General features: G+C 63.0%; 14 protein-coding genes and 3 pseudogenes. 3 read left to right on the top strand and 14 right to left on the bottom strand.

Features of this window, described 5'->3' with window-relative positions; genetic code table 11:
* Positions 1–79: 79 nt before the first annotated feature.
* The 7 genes from GLR48_RS15840 to GLR48_RS15870 form a co-directional block, all read right to left on the bottom strand.
* On the bottom strand, positions 80–1381 hold the full coding sequence (locus tag GLR48_RS15840) for an MmgE/PrpD family protein (RefSeq protein WP_237062853.1): 1302 nt from the start codon (positions 1379–1381) through the stop codon (positions 80–82).
* Positions 1382–2539 carry an acyl-CoA dehydrogenase family protein gene (locus GLR48_RS15845; RefSeq protein WP_237062854.1) on the bottom strand — a complete coding sequence of 386 codons (1158 nt, stop codon included), beginning with the start codon at positions 2537–2539 and terminating at the stop codon, positions 1382–1384.
* 142 nt (positions 2540–2681) lie between these two features.
* Positions 2682–3809, bottom strand: a complete 1128-nt coding sequence (locus GLR48_RS15850; protein ID WP_237062855.1) for a CaiB/BaiF CoA transferase family protein — start codon at positions 3807–3809, stop codon at positions 2682–2684.
* A 121-nt stretch (positions 3810–3930) separates the two neighbouring features.
* Positions 3931–4761 (bottom strand): FAS1-like dehydratase domain-containing protein, encoded by an 831-nt coding sequence (locus GLR48_RS15855; RefSeq protein ID WP_237062857.1) that lies wholly within the window; start codon positions 4759–4761, stop codon positions 3931–3933.
* 231 nt (positions 4762–4992) lie between these two features.
* Positions 4993–5538: a YaeQ family protein gene (locus GLR48_RS15860; protein ID WP_237062859.1), complete on the bottom strand. Its 546-nt coding sequence runs from the start codon at positions 5536–5538 to the stop codon at positions 4993–4995.
* 168 nt (positions 5539–5706) lie between these two features.
* Complete coding sequence (locus GLR48_RS15865; protein WP_237062861.1) at positions 5707–7176, bottom strand: sensor histidine kinase; 1470 nt, start codon at positions 7174–7176, stop codon at positions 5707–5709.
* Positions 7177–7366: 190 nt separating this feature from the next.
* Positions 7367–7597, bottom strand: a complete 231-nt coding sequence (locus GLR48_RS15870) for a hypothetical protein (protein WP_237062863.1) — start codon at positions 7595–7597, stop codon at positions 7367–7369.
* A 175-nt stretch (positions 7598–7772) separates the two neighbouring features.
* Between GLR48_RS15870 and GLR48_RS15875 the strand changes: the two are divergent.
* The 3 genes and pseudogenes from GLR48_RS15875 (at position 7773) to GLR48_RS26075 (ending at position 11105) form a co-directional block, all read left to right on the top strand.
* A pseudogene (locus tag GLR48_RS15875) lies at positions 7773–9266 on the top strand (recombinase family protein).
* Positions 9266–10177 carry a plasmid partitioning protein RepB C-terminal domain-containing protein gene (locus GLR48_RS15880; RefSeq protein WP_237062865.1) on the top strand — a complete coding sequence of 304 codons (912 nt, stop codon included), beginning with the start codon at positions 9266–9268 and terminating at the stop codon, positions 10175–10177. Before GLR48_RS15875 ends, GLR48_RS15880 begins: the two are co-directional and overlap by 1 nt.
* Before the next feature lie 353 nt (positions 10178–10530).
* Positions 10531–11105 (top strand): annotated as a pseudogene (locus tag GLR48_RS26075) (plasmid partitioning protein RepB C-terminal domain-containing protein).
* A 5-nt stretch (positions 11106–11110) separates the two neighbouring features.
* Here GLR48_RS26075 and GLR48_RS15890 read toward each other — a convergent pair.
* From GLR48_RS15890 to GLR48_RS15920, 7 genes and pseudogenes are all read right to left on the bottom strand, one after another.
* A pseudogene (locus GLR48_RS15890) lies at positions 11111–11389 on the bottom strand (IS5/IS1182 family transposase); the annotation flags it as partial.
* 257 nt (positions 11390–11646) lie between these two features.
* A complete protein-coding gene (locus tag GLR48_RS15895) occupies positions 11647–11823 on the bottom strand; it encodes a hypothetical protein (protein WP_237062867.1) in 177 nt (58 codons plus the stop codon).
* A 131-nt stretch (positions 11824–11954) separates the two neighbouring features.
* On the bottom strand, positions 11955–12878 hold the full coding sequence (locus GLR48_RS15900) for a glycosyltransferase (protein ID WP_237062869.1): 924 nt from the start codon (positions 12876–12878) through the stop codon (positions 11955–11957).
* Complete coding sequence (locus GLR48_RS15905) at positions 12875–13432, bottom strand: SAM-dependent methyltransferase (RefSeq protein WP_237062871.1); 558 nt, start codon at positions 13430–13432, stop codon at positions 12875–12877. The genes GLR48_RS15900 and GLR48_RS15905 overlap by 4 nt, the downstream gene beginning before the upstream one ends.
* Positions 13432–14136 carry a PIG-L deacetylase family protein gene (locus tag GLR48_RS15910; RefSeq protein ID WP_237062873.1) on the bottom strand — a complete coding sequence of 235 codons (705 nt, stop codon included), beginning with the start codon at positions 14134–14136 and terminating at the stop codon, positions 13432–13434. Before GLR48_RS15910 ends, GLR48_RS15905 begins: the two co-directional genes overlap by 1 nt.
* On the bottom strand, positions 14133–15239 hold the full coding sequence (locus GLR48_RS15915) for an acyl-CoA dehydrogenase (protein ID WP_237062875.1): 1107 nt from the start codon (positions 15237–15239) through the stop codon (positions 14133–14135). The genes GLR48_RS15910 and GLR48_RS15915 overlap by 4 nt, the downstream gene beginning before the upstream one ends.
* Positions 15240–16262, bottom strand: a complete 1023-nt coding sequence (locus tag GLR48_RS15920; RefSeq protein WP_237062878.1) for a glycosyltransferase — start codon at positions 16260–16262, stop codon at positions 15240–15242. It lies immediately after the preceding gene.

The following is a 16262-nucleotide window of genomic DNA, read 5'->3' on the forward strand; positions in this document are numbered from 1 at the left end:
TAAGGCACTTTCGCGCCGGGTGCATCATCCAAGGACTGAGTCGCCGATCCCGTCGTCCGGCCAAGAATCGCATCAATCGTCAGGCAAAGAGGATGTCGGTCAACGCCTTGGTGTGCGACGCGTCCCTTAAACCCGCCACCGCCTGCCACAGCGGACCCGAGACGTCCGTTCCCAGCAGGGACGCTGACTTGTCCTGCAGGCGCTGGCGCACTGCCTCGGCAGGTCCGGTCGCCATCAGGTCGTGAAAGGCATCCTGCGTGCCCTCTGCGGTGGTCACGCTGACACGCGTCTGCATGTCGGTTAGTGCGGGGTCGCCGATGACGGTGACCTTGTTGCGCAGGGCGACCAGATCGGCGCGGCTGGTCATAGCATCGGTGTAGCTATCCAGTGCCGCCGTATCGACGCCGGCAAAGGCCATCGCGGCGGTCAGGCGATAGCTGAACTTTGCACCGAGGCCCATCTCGGGTGATGGCTGGTTGCAGACCGCCAGCCAGCGGGGATGCGTGTGGATCGTGATGGACTGGATCGCGTCGGCTGTGACGGCGTTCCGCAGGCGGCCCGCGGCTTCCAGCATGGCGTGCAAGCCGTGACAGCAGGCGTGGAACTTGTAGGACACGTCAGGAAAGACCCATGTCTGCCCCAGCCCGTCCAGCGCCTGATCGCGCGCCATGCCGGCGTGGGTGGGGCCGAACCCCTGCGGGCCGGCGATGGCGTCCGGGGTGGATTCGACCCCCTGTGCCGCGAGCATAGCGCAGGTCACGCCGACCTCTGCCGCGAAGCCCGCGTTCAGCGGCTTGCCCATGGTGCCGAACTGGCTTTTCAGGCCGGCGGCGCGGGTGGCGGTCAGGGCCAGCGCGTGGGTCATCTGCCCGGCGTCCAGCCCCAGCAGGCGCCCCGCTGCCACGGTCGCGCCGAACGCCCCGGCGGTGCCGGTCTGGTGAAACCCAGCCTCGTAATGCGCGCGGCCCAGCCAGTCGCCGATCCGGCACGACGCCTCCAGCCCCAGCGCCAGCGCGTCAATAAAGGCCGCGCCAGAAGCATCCTTCCACTGCGCAACTGCGAGTGCTGCGGGTGTCACTGCCACACTGGGGTGGCCGATGTGCAGAAAATGCGTGTCGTCATAGTCGAGCGCGTGGCTGGTGGCACCATTCACGAGCGCGGCAGACCGCGCATTGCTGCTGCCACCGCCGAACAGACCCGCCTGCCCTGCACCGCCCTCCTCCAGCACCGCAGCGCGGGTGCGCTGGGCGACAGGCTCGCCCCGGCCCGCAAGGCCGACGCTGGCCCAATCAAAGACCGAGGACAGGACAGAGGCCCGCATGGTGTCCGGCAGGTCGACCAGTGCTGCGGCCCACTGGGCGAGGGTTTCAGTGACGGTCATTCAATAGCTCCGCGGCATGCCAAGGACGTGTTCGGCCAGATACGACAGGATCAGATTGGTCGAGATCGGCGCCACCTGATAAAGCCGGGTCTCACGGAACTTGCGCTCCACATCGTATTCCTCGGCAAAGCCGAAGCCGCCGTGCGTCTGGACGCAGGCCTCTGCCGCCTCCCAGCTGGCCTCAGCGGCCAGCATCTTGGCCATGTTCGCCTCGGCGCCGGGGTTCTTGTCGGCCTGATACATGGCGATCGCCTCGTGCAGCATCAGTTCTGCCGCGCGCATCCGGGCATAGGCCTTGGCGATGGGGAACTGGATGCCCTGGTTCTGACCAATCGGGCGGCCAAAGACGACGCGGTCGTTCGCATAGGCAGTGGCGCGTTGGATGAACCACTTGGCGTCGCCAATGCATTCCGCCGCGATCAGGATACGTTCGGCGTTCATCCCGGACAGGATATAGCGAAAGCCCTTGCCCTCTTCACCGATCAGGTTCTTGGCGGGCACCCGGACGTTATCGAAGAAAAGCTCTGTCGTAGCGTGGTTCATCATCGTGCGGATCGGGCGGATCGTTAGGCCGTTTTCCTTGGCGTCGCGCATGTCCACCAGCAGGACAGACAACCCCTGCGTGCGTTTTTCCACCTTGTCGAGCGGCGTGGTGCGGCACAGCAGGATCATCAGGTCGGAATGTTCCGAGCGTGAAATCCAGATCTTCTGCCCGTTCACCACGTAATCGTCACCGTCCAGCACGGCCGTCGTGCGCAGCGCGCTGGTGTCGGTGCCGCTGGTGGGTTCCGTCACGCCGAAGGATTGCAGGCGCAGGCTGCCGTCGGCGATCTGCGGCAGGTATTGCTGCTTTTGCGCCTCTGACCCATGCCGCAGCAGAGTGCCCATCGTGTACATTTGCGCGTGGCAGGCGCCCGCATTGCCGCCCTGACGGTGGATTTCTTCCAGAATGACGGCGGCGGCAGAGAGCGGCAGGCCAGAGCCACCGTATTCCTCGGGGATCAGGGCCGAAAGGTAGCCCGCGTCAGTCAGGGCCTTGACGAAGGCCGTGGGATAGGCGCGGTCGGCGTCGAGCGCGCGCCAGTAGCTGTCCGGAAAATCGGCGCAGAGGCGGGCAACGCCGTCGCGGATGTCGTCGTGGTTTTCGAGGTCGGGCATGTCAGTCGGTCCTGTCCTTGGGTCGGTGGGTCGCGGTGTCTGTCAGGTCCGGTGGACCCAGACAGCCTGCCGCAGCATCATGGTCAAAAGCGCGCCGCGCAGTGCGGCATGGAAACGCCGTACAGTCGGCGCCGGGTTCGCATCAGTCCGGTCCGAACTCTGCCCGCACCCGGTCGCCGTGGGCATCCAGCGCGGGCACCGGACCGAAGTCTGGCGTCTGGCCGTCGATGACGGCACCGGGCGCCAGCAGGCGGACGGGGCCGGTCGGGGTATCGACCTCGACAAAGCGGTTCTGGGGATGGTGGGCCAGATCGTCCATGCTGTTGACGCGCCCGTTGGCGATGCCGGCCGCCTCCAGCCGGTCGGCGATGGTGTCGCGGTCGTCGGACCGGAAGGCGTTCTCGATCAGAGTATCCAGCGCCGCGCGGTTGGCGACCCGGTCAGAGTTGCTGATGAAGCGCGGATCGGTGGCGAGGGCGGCATCGCCCAGAAGGGCGGCGCAGAACCGCGCCCATTCCCGCTCGTTCTGGATCGAGAACAGCACCTGTTTCCCGTCCTGACAGGCAAAGGCACCATAGGGCGCGATGGTCGGATGGCTGAGGCCATTGCGGTCTGGCGATTTGCCGCCATAGGCGAATTGCAGGTAGGGCACGTTCATCCAGTCGGTCAGCGCGTGGAACAGGCTGACCGCGATATGCCGCCCCTTGCCGGTGGTGTGGCGCGCATAAAGCGCCTGCAGCACCGCCTGATGCGCCGTCATCCCGCAGGCGATGTCGCAGACCGAAACGCCGACGCGGGCGGATCCTTCGGCGTTGCCGGTAATCGCGGACAGACCACTTTCGGCCTGTACCAGCAGGTCATAGGCCTTGCGGTCGGCAAAGGCCCCCTCCTCGCCATAGCCCGAGATCGAGACGGTGATCAGCCGGTCGTTCATCGCGCGCAGGCGGGCGGGATCGAAGCCGAGCCGCGTGATCGCACCGGGCGCGAGGTTCTGGATGAAGACGTCGGCCTGCGCCAGCATCGCCTCCATCACCGCCTTGTCCGCGTCCTGCCGCAGGTCCAGCACGACGGATTCCTTGCCGCGGTTCAGCCAGACGAAATAGGCGCTTTCGCCATGGACGAGGTGGTCATAATTGCGGGCGAAATCGCCCTCCGCACGTTCGATCTTGATGACGCGGGCCCCGGCCTCGGCCAGACGACCCGACAGATAGGGCGCGGCCACAGCCTGTTCGAGCGAGACCACCAGCAGCCCTTTTAGATCATCGGTCATCGGAATCCTCCCGCGCGTTGCGTGTCTGCCCTATCTGGCATGGGGACGCGCGCTGTCCAAATAGGTATTGCCTTTAAGAGGCATAGATTATTGCGATGGCTCATGTCCTGATGCGGCGCTGTCAGCCGCGTTCGGCGCTGGCCTGCATCGTGACGACACCGTCGGCATCGCGGCGCACGCGCAGGTCCAGCCCGGCCTCGCTGTCGATCGCCTCGATCGTGACGGGCTGGCCGACAAACAGCGGCGACAGGCCGCGGTAGCGAAAGACGCCGGGATGCGCGCCGAAGATGCTGGCGGCGAGATTTTGCAGCCATGTCGCCTGCATCGGGCCATGCACCACCAGACCGGGATAGCCCTCGATATCCTGAGCGTAAGGCAGGTCGTAATGGACGCGGTGGCCGTTGAAGGTCATCGCGGAATAACGAAACAGCATGACCGTATCGGGCGTCACACGCCAAGCGTGAAGAGCGGCCCAAGCATCGCCCGCAGGTGGCGTCGCAGCGGGCCGGTCCGGATCGGGATCGGACCGATAGACAATGTCATGGCGTTCCGACACGCAGGGGCCGCGGACGCTATCGTAGACATGTTCGACTGCGACGAAGCCCAGATCGCCGCTGCGCCCCTGTTTGAAGGTTACGTCCGTGATCGTCGAGGTCCGCGTGACCGTGTCGTGCAGTGCGAACGGGGCACTGTAACGCACCTCTCCACCCGCCCACATGCGGCGCGGCAAGGACAGGTCCGGCAGGAAAAGGCCCAGCCGCGGGTGCCCGTCGCGGCCCAGCTCCTGAGCGTCATGGATGTCCGGCGCGAGGCACCACATGAATCCGGCAGGGAGTTCGCCCGGGCCGCAGCGGTCCCCCAGCATGACGCGGAATTCCGCCAGAAGGCGCGGCGTGATGACATCCGTCATGGTGCGGGTCCGACCGATCCAGTCCTTCGCTGCCTCTTGCATCGCGGCGCCTTTCGTCCTTGCTACGTGTTTGCCACCGTGTAGCCGCCCGGGGCAAAACGGGGCAATAGGATTATCAGATGACGGTCATCGCGTCAGCTTTGGGGATGACTGCGGGGCGGTCGGCGCTGGTCACGGGCAATCGGGCTGCATGTGGCAGGCCGTCCGGTCGCACAGCCGCTGGCCGACGCACGCCAGCGTCGCACAGTCAGACCTGCGGGCGGAAGCCAGTGATCAGGCGGCGGTTTTCCATGCGACCGGATGCACATAAACGATGTGATCGCCGACGCTGACCATGACTTCGCCGTCCTGAATGTTGACCTGCAGCTTCATCGCGCGGCTGGCCAACTTGGCCAGTTCGCCCGTATCCGTCTCGGAGAGATTGAAGACCTGCAGGTTGTCGAAACGCGTTGTGCTGTTCTTGATCTTGTCCCACCAGACGTCCGCCGTCCGGCCGCCGTAGGGATAGATGATGACCTTGCCGGCCTTGCCGCAGGATTGACGCACGACCTTCTCGCTGGGCAGCCCCAAAGCCACCCAGACATCAAGCTCGCCGCTCAGGCTTTTCTGCCAGATGTCCGGCTCGTCGTCCGTCGATAGGCCCTTCGTCATTTCCAGATGCTCGTGGGCATTCAGGGCAAAGGCGACGAGGCGCACCATCAGCCGCTCGTCCGTCTCAGACGGATGTCTGGCAACGGTCAGCTTGTGGGTCTCGTAATAGTGTCGATCCATGTCCGAGACGGACAGTTCGACTTTGTAGATGGTGGCCTTTTGCGCCATGACCTGCCCCAGATATGAATGATTGCGCTGCCTACTGCGTCTGCCGGGCATGTGAAAGCGGATAAGACTGCACGGACGACGGCCAGAGGCGCCGGGGGATTTGCGCCCCGGTCCGCGCGCCACACGGCAGTCCGGTCCGTCGGTCCAGGACCTGCCGCGCCCATCGTCTTAGCTGGCGGTGTCTTTCACCTGGCGTGCAGCGGACCGGGCGGTGAAGTGATTGAGACGCGATGCACTCAGATCATCGATCTGAAGTGATGGCGGCAGGACTTCGGATTGACGCGCCTTGTCCAGTTCCACGAAAAACGTCGTTCCGGGGCCGCTGTTCTTTGTATAACCGATCAGCCCGTCATGCGCTTCCATAATGCGACGAGAGATATTCATGCCTAACCCGGTACCGCTGAAATTCCGGGATTCCGAGGCGTCGATCTGACTGAAGCGATCAAAGACCTTCGGCGCCTCCGATTCCTCGAGCCCGATACCAGTGTCGCGGACAGAAATTCGGATCCGTCCCACATGTTCGAAGACCGTGATCTTGACCGTGCTGTCGCGCGGTGAAAACTTGGCTGCATTCGACAGAATGTTCGATAGGACCTGTGACAGCCTCTGAAAATCGCCATGAACAAACACTGGCTTGGATTTGCCATCGAAATCCAGCGTGACACCCAGTTGATCGGCATAGGGCGCATTGACAGATATCGAATGATTGATCAGATCGACGATATCCAGTTTTTCCATGTTGTAATTCATATTCCCGAACTCGATTTTCTGCAAATCGAGAATATCATTGATAAGCGTAATCAGGATACCACAATTTCGCTGTGCAATACTCACCACGGATCTGATCCGATCCGGCAGTTCGCCAAAATGGCCAGAGCCGATGATATCGATGCTGCCGCGGATGGATGTCAGTGGCGTGCGCAGCTCGTGACTCATGGTTGAGAGGAAATCCGTCTTGATCCGGAGCGCATCGGTTGTCGTTTTCTGCTGATCTCGCAATTCATCCAGTTGAAGCTTGGACTGGCGATAAAGGGCGCGGTGGATCCGAGAACAATCCACAACGAAATACAGCACGAAAAACGATGCGAAAAGCTGCGCCCACAGCTCGGAGTGAATACCGGCCCCGGTCGTGTAGACGTCATATACAGGAATAAACACGAACGCGAGTCCGTAGGCCGTCAGCCTCAGGACCAGGACGGACATGACCTGATGATTGCTCATGGCGGCAAAAATGGCGGCTGAAAACAGAAAGAAAAGAGATATGAAGTGCGATCCCGGCCCCTGGATCAGCGCAATACCGATAGCATAGAAGATAATGTTGATCGCACTGATCACAGTCGCAACCATGAGCTGGATATAAAGCGATCTGGCAGTCTTGGCACCTTTGCCATCCCACCGGACTATTCTGCGCAAGACGGAATAATCATAAATCTCTGACACGATCACCAAGACAGCATTGGCCATCGCAAGCTGGACGCTGTAGTAAAAGCCGGCCAAGACCAACGCAGCCGTGTAGGTGACGACTCGTTGCGTAATCGATTGGATCGTGGCGTCTGCAAAATCCTTCAGCTGACACATGAAGTCGCCCTCACCGGTCAAGGTGCAAGGTTGCGATACGTTTCGTATTTCACGTCCCACTGCTCTGTCCTCTGTCGATCAGATGTTGTGCTGCCGCGTCAGTCGGTTGAGGAACTCTCGAAGATGTTGCCGCAGACGTGGCGGCAAAATGTGGCATGAAGATGAAACGAACTTGTTGATTCTGCTAAAAATCTTCGCGGCAGCGGTTGGAAGGTAGCCAGCACCTCGTCAGAATGCCGCGACAGCGCAATCAGGTGCGCGCCGCTCGGACCCCGTAGGTGCCCGAAAGCCAGTTCGTCACCGTCTTCTCGTTGGCACCCGTCCAAGCCGACAGGGTCTTTACACCCGCCCGACTGTCGTCGAGCGACCGTTGTAACGGCGATGCAATTTCATTGACAAAGCATCCGTTCGTCTGATGACCGCCTTTCCCGTTATATGCGGTTTCTTTTGGAAAGAACTTGCCCTCTTTCGGAAACGACATTCCGCACTCCCTCGCTTTACATGGATGCGAAGAATTCAACCGTTGATTCCGACGCAAGCGATGGATTTGCCCGGAAATATGGGGAGATACGCATGTGACTGGTCGATGGGCGGCCCATTCCGACAAGAGCGACGAGCCGCCTGAAACGGATGTGCCGGCCGTCGCCGATGTGCGGATGTCGACCGATCACCAGAAGTACTCGACCGAGAACCAGCTCGACATCATTCGGAATTACGCCACCGCCCGGGGTTTGCAGATCCTGCGCGTGTTCGAGGACTCCGGTCGGTCCGGGTTGCGATTGGACGGCCGCGAGGCGCTGCCGAACCTGATGGCCGAGGTCCAAACCGGGCAAGCGGATTTCAAGGCCATTCTGGTCTATGACGTCAGCCGCTGGGGCCGGTTTCAGGATGTTGATGATGGGGCCTACCACGAGCATGTCTGCTCTCGTGCCGGGATCCGGGTCCACTATTGCGGCGAGCAGTTCGAAAACGACGGCAGCATCGGATCCAACCTGCTGAAGACCATCAAGCGGGTGATAGCGGGTGAACACAGCCGCGAGCTTTCGGTAAAGGTCTTCACGGGGCAAAGCCGCCTGATTGAGATGGGGTAACGCCAAGGCGGTGCGGCCGGATACGGCCTGCGCCGGGTGCTGATCGACGAACACGGCAACCCGAAGGGCGCGTTGTCCCGCAGCGAGCAAAAGAGCCTTCAGACCGACCGGGTCGTCCTCGGTCCAAGCCCTGATCAGGAACAGGATGGCGTGCGCCGCATGTACCGAATGTTCGTCGAGGATGGCCGCTCGGAGCGTGAGATTGCGGAAACCCTGAATTCCGACGGGCATCTGACCGATCTTGAGCGGCCACGGTCCCGGACGTCCGTTCATCAGGTCCTGACCAACGAAGAATACATCGGCAACAACGTCTACAACAAGGTGTCCTTCAAGCTGAAGCACAAGCGAGTGGTGAACCCACGCGACATGTGGATCCGTGCAGAAGGCGCCTACCCCGCCATTGTGGACGAGGTGCTGTTCCTGCGCGCGCGCGCAATCGTCGACGCGCGCAGGAAACATTTCACGGAAGCCGAATTGCTCGAAGCCCTGCGCGCCGTATTGAAACACAAAGGCGTGCTGTCGGGACTGATCATCGATGAACAGGACAACCTGCCGTCGTCCAGCGCCTTCCGGAGCCGCTTCGGCAGCCAGCTGCGCGCCTACCAGATGATCGGCTACGAGCCGGAGCGCGTTTATCGCTACGTCGAGATCAATCGGGCCTTCCGGCGGGCCCACCCCGACATCGTAGCCCAGATCCGTGACGGTATCGGCGAACGCGGCGGCCTGGCAAGGCAAGATCCGGAAACGGACCTGATCTGCATCAATGACGAGTTCACTGCGTCGGTGGTCCTCGCCCGGTGTGTCAAGACGCAGGGCGGTTCCCTGCGATGGCGCATCCGTCTCGACACGGGCCTCATGCCCGACAGCACGATTGCCGCGCGGATGGACGAATTGAACAGCGGCCCATGCGATTATTACCTGCTGCCGCGCATCGACATGACCATGGCCAGGCTGAGGCTGGGCGAGCGGAACGGGCTGTCGCTGGACGCCTACCGCTTCGACACGCTCGATTATTTTTATGCGCTCGCGGGCCGGGGCCGGATCAGGGAGGCCGCCTGATGCCCGACGACGACCAAGACATTGCCCAGAAACACGTCACGCTTATCCCCACCGACCGAATTCGCATCCTCAACCCCCGTGTGCGCAACCGGCGCACTTTTGAGGAAATGGTCAAGAACATCGCGAAGATCGGTCTGAAGCGACCAATCGCCTTGGCGCAGCGTGCGCGAACCGACCCTATCGAATATGACCTCGTCTGTGGACAAGGGCGGCTTGAGGCGTTCATGGCGCTTCAGCAGGATGCCATACCGGCCATTATTATCGACGCCGACGAGAGCGACTGCCTCGTCATAAGCCTCGTGGAGAACTGTGCGCGACGGCAGCACGCGCCCGTAGACCTGATGCGCGAGATCAACAATCTGCGCAAACGCGGCTACAATGATCGCCAGATCGCAAACAAGATCGGCGTCACGCCAGACTATGTCGGCATGATCGCGGGGCTGCTGAAGCGCGGGGAAGAACGGCTGGTCTCGGCTGTGGAAACCGGTCTTCTGCCGCTGAACCTCGCCATCGACATTTTAAAGACAGATGCCGAGGGCGGACAGCGCGCTTTGATGGACGCCTATACCCAGAAAGAGCTGCGCGGCAAGAAACTGGCCGCCGTGCGCCGCCTTATCCAGCAGCGCGATGCACAGGGTCCGCACCTTCATCGCAACCGCTACGGCAGAAGCGACGGCACCAAGCGCCTCCTGACCAGCGACGCGCTTGTGCGTGCCTATCAGCAGGAAGCTGAACGCCAGAAGGTGATGATCAAGAAGGCCGAACTGACGCAGGGCCGCCTGATGTTCGTTGTGGAAGCGTTTCGCGCGCTGAAGGGCGATGACCAATTCCTGACGCTCTTGCGCGCGGGGGGGCTGGATACGCTGCCCACCTATCTTGGGCAATCACTGGATGCGGGAGCGGCAGAATGAACCGGGGCAAGCGCAAGACACCGGACGCGGTCACGCTCGGTTTTGAAAGCGATTGCGTCACCGTGCCGGCAGAGGCCGTCCTGCCCGTGCGCGCCCTCAACGCGTCGGTCAAATCGAGCCGCAAGTACCGCCAGATCACCGCGTCGATCAAGGAGGTTGGTCTGGTCGAGCCGCCGGTGGTCACGCGATCCCCGGGTGCGGAAGACACCTATATGCTGCTGGATGGGCATATCCGGATCGCGGTGCTGAAGGATCTCGGCATCGAACGGGTCGAATGTCTGATGTCCGCGGATGACGAGGCCTTCACCTACAACAAGCGGATCAGTCGCCTTGCGCCCATCCAAGAGCACAAGATGATCCGCAAGGCCATCGAGCGCGGTGTCTCCAAGGAAAAGATCGCCCTGGCGCTGGACCTCAATCCGCGCAGCATTGTGCGCAAGGCCAAGTTGCTGGACGGGATCTGTGAAGAGGCCTTCAGCATCCTGAAAGACAAACACTGTGCGACGGCCGTGTTCGAAGTCCTGCGCATGATGAAAGCCATGCGCCAGATCGAGGCGGCAGAGTTGATGATGAACGCGAACAATTACTCGCAAGCGTACATCTCTGCAATTCTGGCGGGAACGCCCGAGGCGCAGCTGGTAGACACCATGAAACCCAAGAAGATGAAGGGGATCAACAACGTGGCCATGGCCTGCAGGAGCACGAATTGGCCCGGCTGCAGGAGGGGATCACCTCGATTCAGGATTCCTACGGCCAGGACCACCTTCAACTGACCGTCATCAAAGGGTATCTGGCAAAGCTTCTTGGGAACGCCAGGATCGTCCGCTACCTGATGCAGCATCGACCGGAGTTTCTGGCAGAATTTCAAGCCATCACCGAGATGGCATCCGCCCCGCCAACCGAGGCGGACAAGGCTCTGAACGCATAACCAGAGATCACGGTCGCGGCGAGCGCGATGGTTGATGGAAAGACCTTTGGGTCTCGGTCGCAGCGGGTCGCCACGCGCCGCCGGTCTTTCAGGCGCCCGCACATGATGTCGATCCGGCTGCGCTTCCAATAGCGGCGCGTGTCGTATTTGACGATCTTGTCGCGTGACTTTCGACATTGGATGAAATGCGTTATCTTCCTGTCGACAAGGGCTTCGCGGCACAAGTCCGCGCCATGTCCAAGGTCTCCCAAGAGCCAGTCAGCGGTCGGACGACTGCTCGGCAAGCCGCTCCCTCTAAGCCTCGCTCAGCCAATACAGATTGCTCATCAAGCCCTCCTTGGTTCGGGGAAGGTGAGCCATGCTGACCTCGCAGCCTCGACCCGATTGATAGGTCCCAGAACGAGGGTCAGAATACATTACCATAACATGACGCGTGCGGCGAGAGCGTAAGCTGACGGGAAAACCTTCGGGTATCTGCCGTAGCCTTGCTGCTGCATCGCAAAGTGAAACAGACGGCGCGGGTCGAAATTCAAGACAGTCGTCAGCACAAAACCCGGTCGAGCGGCACTTTCGCCGCGCCGGTCGTCAGCATCGACACGACGTTCGGGTTCGGGACAGCTGCTTCCCGTGCCATATCGATCTGGCTTTCCGGTTTCATTTGGAGCACGCGCTTCGCGATGAAGTCAGCCAGTTCAGTGTCGGCGCAGGGTCTTTTCATGTCTGCTTTCCGTAAGAACACGCAGCGAAATGCTGCACATTGTTTAGAGCGAGACGCTCATCGGGGCTGCGCAGGACCCATCTGGATCGGCAAAGCAGGACGACATCAGTTTTCCCGTTTACGTCTCAGTTTCACAAATTGCGCATCGCTTCCTCGAGGATTGCGATGTGCGGTGCCAAGTCGCGCGCGCGGAGCCGGTTCTGCGGGGCCACCAACAGGGGCCATGGTCCAAGCATCCCGCGATCGACCGCTGCGATCAGGTTCTGCGCAGGTGGTAGCGCGTCGTCGATCAGATAGTCGGTTTGATCGGCCCGGGCCCGCAAGGCCGCTGACATGCCATCCTGTGCCCGACCGTCCAGTCGACACGATGCTCTGACGATCACATCGCCGGCGTGAAACACATCGTGTCCCGTGGCTTTCAGGCGACGCACAAGATCGCGGTCCTCGCCGGTGACCAAATCTGCAAATCCGCCAACCGCTTGATAGACGGTGCGATGCACCGCCAGACTGGCGCCAGCCGCATGTCCATGATCGCCATCAAGACCCAAGGGGCCGGGCCGATGAAGGCGGTAGAACGCTGTGACGAGCGCCTCATAAAGGCCCTCCATCTCAGCAAGGGACACATCCATGTCCTCCAGCACGAAAAGCTCCTCTGCCATGGGCGCGACCCGTCCGCAGACCGCCGCGACACGCGCCAGATGGTGCCGGTTTCGGGCGATCCAGTCCGCGCCGGTCAAGCAGTCGGCATCGGTGGACAGCACCGCGTCCGCATCGGGCCAAATGCGCAAGGCATGATCGCAGCCCATCCGCCGCGCCGTACCGACTCCTGCGCCGGACCCGAGGGTCGCACTGAGGACCTCCAGTCGGAGTCCTGTGGATGCGGCGCAGGCGCGGGCGATGGTTTCTGTCCCGTCGTTGCAATTGTTGGCCACCAGCACGACGGCCATATCCAGCGCCTGCTGTTGCGCCAGCGCCGTCAGGCAGGCGCCGATGCGCGCCGCCTCATTGCGCGCGGGTATGACGACGACGGTCCTGACATCGCGATCAGGTGTCACGGTGCAGCGCGCCCAACGACGCCACGGTCGATCCGATAGGTGCCCGTATCGACGATCCGCCGCAGCGGCAAGACAGCATGAAACGCCGCCAGTGCATCAACGCCCTGCAAGGCCTGCGCCGTCTCGCCAAGATAGGTCACGCATAGGATCTCTGCCCCGGGGGCGATTGCCACAAGGTCGCAGGCCAGTCGGGCAATCGTCTGTGGCGTCAGGAAATAAAGAACCTCAGACAGCACGATCAGGTCAGGTGCCGCGACGGGCAAGGCACAGGGATAGACTTCCTGCAGAAACCGCGCATGCGGGACGTCCCTGCGTGCCGCGATCACGGCCCGTTCTATCGCATCGATACCGGTATAGGTGTCGCACAGAGGCGCGAGATGCCGTGCCAGTGCGCCGTTGCCGCAGCCGATCTCTAATGCGGACCGGTAGCGGTCGCGCGTCAGGGCCTTGCGCGTGGCCCTGAACTTGGCCTGCTCATAGGGGCTGGTCGCGAAATGCCACGGGTCGTCGGTGTCGGCGTAGAGCGTTTCCAGATGGTCAAGGACCGACGACATCAGGCGGCCCGCCAGAAGATTTCGGGTTCGGTCGCGAAGGCGTCGATGAACGCCTGTGGCAGACGAAACCCGGCCGGGTCGTCGTCGACCACCAGCCCGCGCTGGGTGCGATGCGCCGCGATGGCAAGGACCTTGCGTGCGCGCCACGCGGCGGATTCCAAGGCCACGGGATGGCGATCGGCCACGTGATCCAGAAGATCGGGATCGTCCCACCTGCTCCAGACCGGATAGCTGAAGAGCGTGAGGTCCGGCATCGCAAGTGCGACCCGCTGTGCAATGCACGCGGTCGTGCGGTGATCCTCGTGATGATCCTCCGGCGCCGGGGCGAACAGGTGCTGCACGCCGCGGTCGTGGCAGACCGCCACGATGTCAGCAACGATCCGGTCCGCGTCCTGCAGGCCCAGCCAACCGTCCGGATGGCCAAGCCAGGTCATGTCGGTTGGCATCCCGCCCAGCCGCACGATGGCATGCGACAACTCCTGCCAGCGCATCGCCGCCAGCCGGTCGGCGGGCCAATCGGTCGATCCGGGATGAGAGCCGCCGCCATCCGTCATGCAGATGACATGCGCGCCGTGATTGTCGAAGGCATGGGCCAGCAGGGCACCGCAGCCGAGACTTTCGTCGTCGGGATGCGGGGCGAGCACCACGATGGGCGCGCCGCCAGTCAGGCTCTCGGCCGAAACGCGTGGCAGATCCGGGGTCATATGAAGTCCCACAGGGTTCTCTCCTCGTTGAAACAGGCCTCTCCCACGCGGGTCTGGAAGGCGTCACGCGCCGCCTGCCGCAAATAGACCGAGAGGTCGCGGGCCTTGCGCCCGGTGACCGCGCCGTCGGCGAAATGCGCCAATCCGACGGATTGTTCCACGGCGCGGATCGCGTCGAGAGCCACCTCCTCTGTCGCCAGCCGCGCGGCCGCCGACAGGATCGGTGCGCGGTGCGCCGCCCCGTCCGCGTCAGGCGCCGCGGCACGGGCTGCGCGGGTCACAAGGGCCGCGGCGGCCATCGCCCTGATCGCGACGGAGGACAGGCGCGCCATCTGTGCGGGGGCCGACAAGCGGTCACGCGCGCGCAGACCGTCGGCGGCAGCCTCGAGCAGGCCGAGGGCTGCGCCGACTTGCAGGGCGGCGATGCGCCAGACGCCGCCGATGAAATGCGGCTCTGTCACGTAGGCGCCGGGGGCGCCGAGCCAGATCACGTCCTGAAGCGCGATGCCACTGGTGTCGAAGCGGCCAGAGGCGGTGGCCCGCATCCCCAGCATCTGCCATGTCTGCGCATCGGCGCGGCCTCCGTCGCGCACGTCGATCAGCCCGAGGCGTACGGCGAGACCGGAGGATACGGTGACGATCGCATGCGTGACGGTGCCGAGGCCGGAGGCAAAGGTCTTGTCCCCGACCAGCCGATCGTTCTGCCCCGGGGCGACTTGCACGGCGCCGTCGGCGCCCCAGACGCCAAGGATGGCACCGTCGGCGGCAAGGGACCGCACGGCGGCTTGTGCTGCGGCATCACCGTGAATACCCGCAAGGTATAGCGCGTTCATATGACCTTCCCACAGGCGTCCGACCGGCAGGTTGGCCGCAGCCACACGCTGCAGACGCTGCACGGTTCTGGCGGGGCTGACCGTCCCGTCGTCGTCCAGCCAGCCTGCCGCGCGCACAACCTTAAGCGACCCGCCGATACCAGTATGGCCCGTCTCCTCGGCTGCAGCGGCAGCGTCGAGCGCCTTGGCTACGGCCAAGGTCTGATCGGCCTCCGGCAAAGCGCCGATCGGGTCAGAAGTGGCGGGAGCATGGTCATGCGCGATGAGCATTCAGGCCACCTTTTCCAAAGAGATCTCCGCCCGGGCGGGTGCGGCCAGAAGCTTGCGCCAGCGGTCGCATACGGCGGTCAGGGCGAAGGCCGGATTGCCCCTCACGACAGGCCGCACATCGCGCCACGCCCTCAGCCGCGCCAGAATCCGGGCATCATCCCCGGCATCAAGGAGTTGACCGGTGTCCGTGACAACCTCTGCGTTCGCGCCCAACGTATCATGTGCCAGCACCGGCAGACCCACCGCCTGCGCCTCGGCCATCACGAGGCCGAAGGTCTCGGCAAAGGTCGTCTGAGGATAGAAGAGGCAAAGCGCCCGGCGCATCTGGGCGATCAGATCCGCGTGGGGCAATGGGCCGAGAAAGGTCACGCCCTCCGGCACCGGTCCGGTCTCCCAGACAAGGTAGCCGGGATCGGCCACGGCCAGCGTCAGCGACGGGATGGCCGCGCGTGCCGCACGAAACCGGGCGAAGACCTGCGCCAGCCCCTTGTGCGGTGAACTGGCGAACAGCAGACGGTCCGGATCATGGGCCGTCCCGTCTGGCATCAGTCCCGGCGCGATGGGGTTGTGGATGTGGTCAATCGCCAGTGGCGGACCATCCGCGAGGAAGCGGCGCAGGGACGCCGCGTGGCTGGCCGAGACGCAGATGACCTCTACCCCGGTCGCGGCAAGGGCCTGGGCCATCGGACGGTTGTGCCGGCCGGGATGGATGTGCAGCCACAGGATGATCCGCGCGTCAGGTTGGACCTTGCGCAGTTTGCAGGCGACCTTCCAGGCGTTGATGACCACGATGGTCGCAACGAGTCCGGGGGTGAAAGCATTCTCAAAGGGATGCATGACGCCTGCGTCCGTTTGCTCGGTGACCAGACGCCCGCATTGGTAGTGCAGAATCGTCATGTCGGTCGCCAAGGCTGTCGCAACGCGCAGCACGGTCGCCTCTGTCCCGCCCAGACCGCCGGCGTGCAACGCGTCCGGCGTGTAACCGCGCGCGCAGCAGGGATCGACAATTGCGAGGGTGTGCAT

It is taken from the genome of Loktanella sp. M215 (assembly GCF_021735925.1).
Taxonomy (GTDB): domain Bacteria; phylum Pseudomonadota; class Alphaproteobacteria; order Rhodobacterales; family Rhodobacteraceae; genus Loktanella.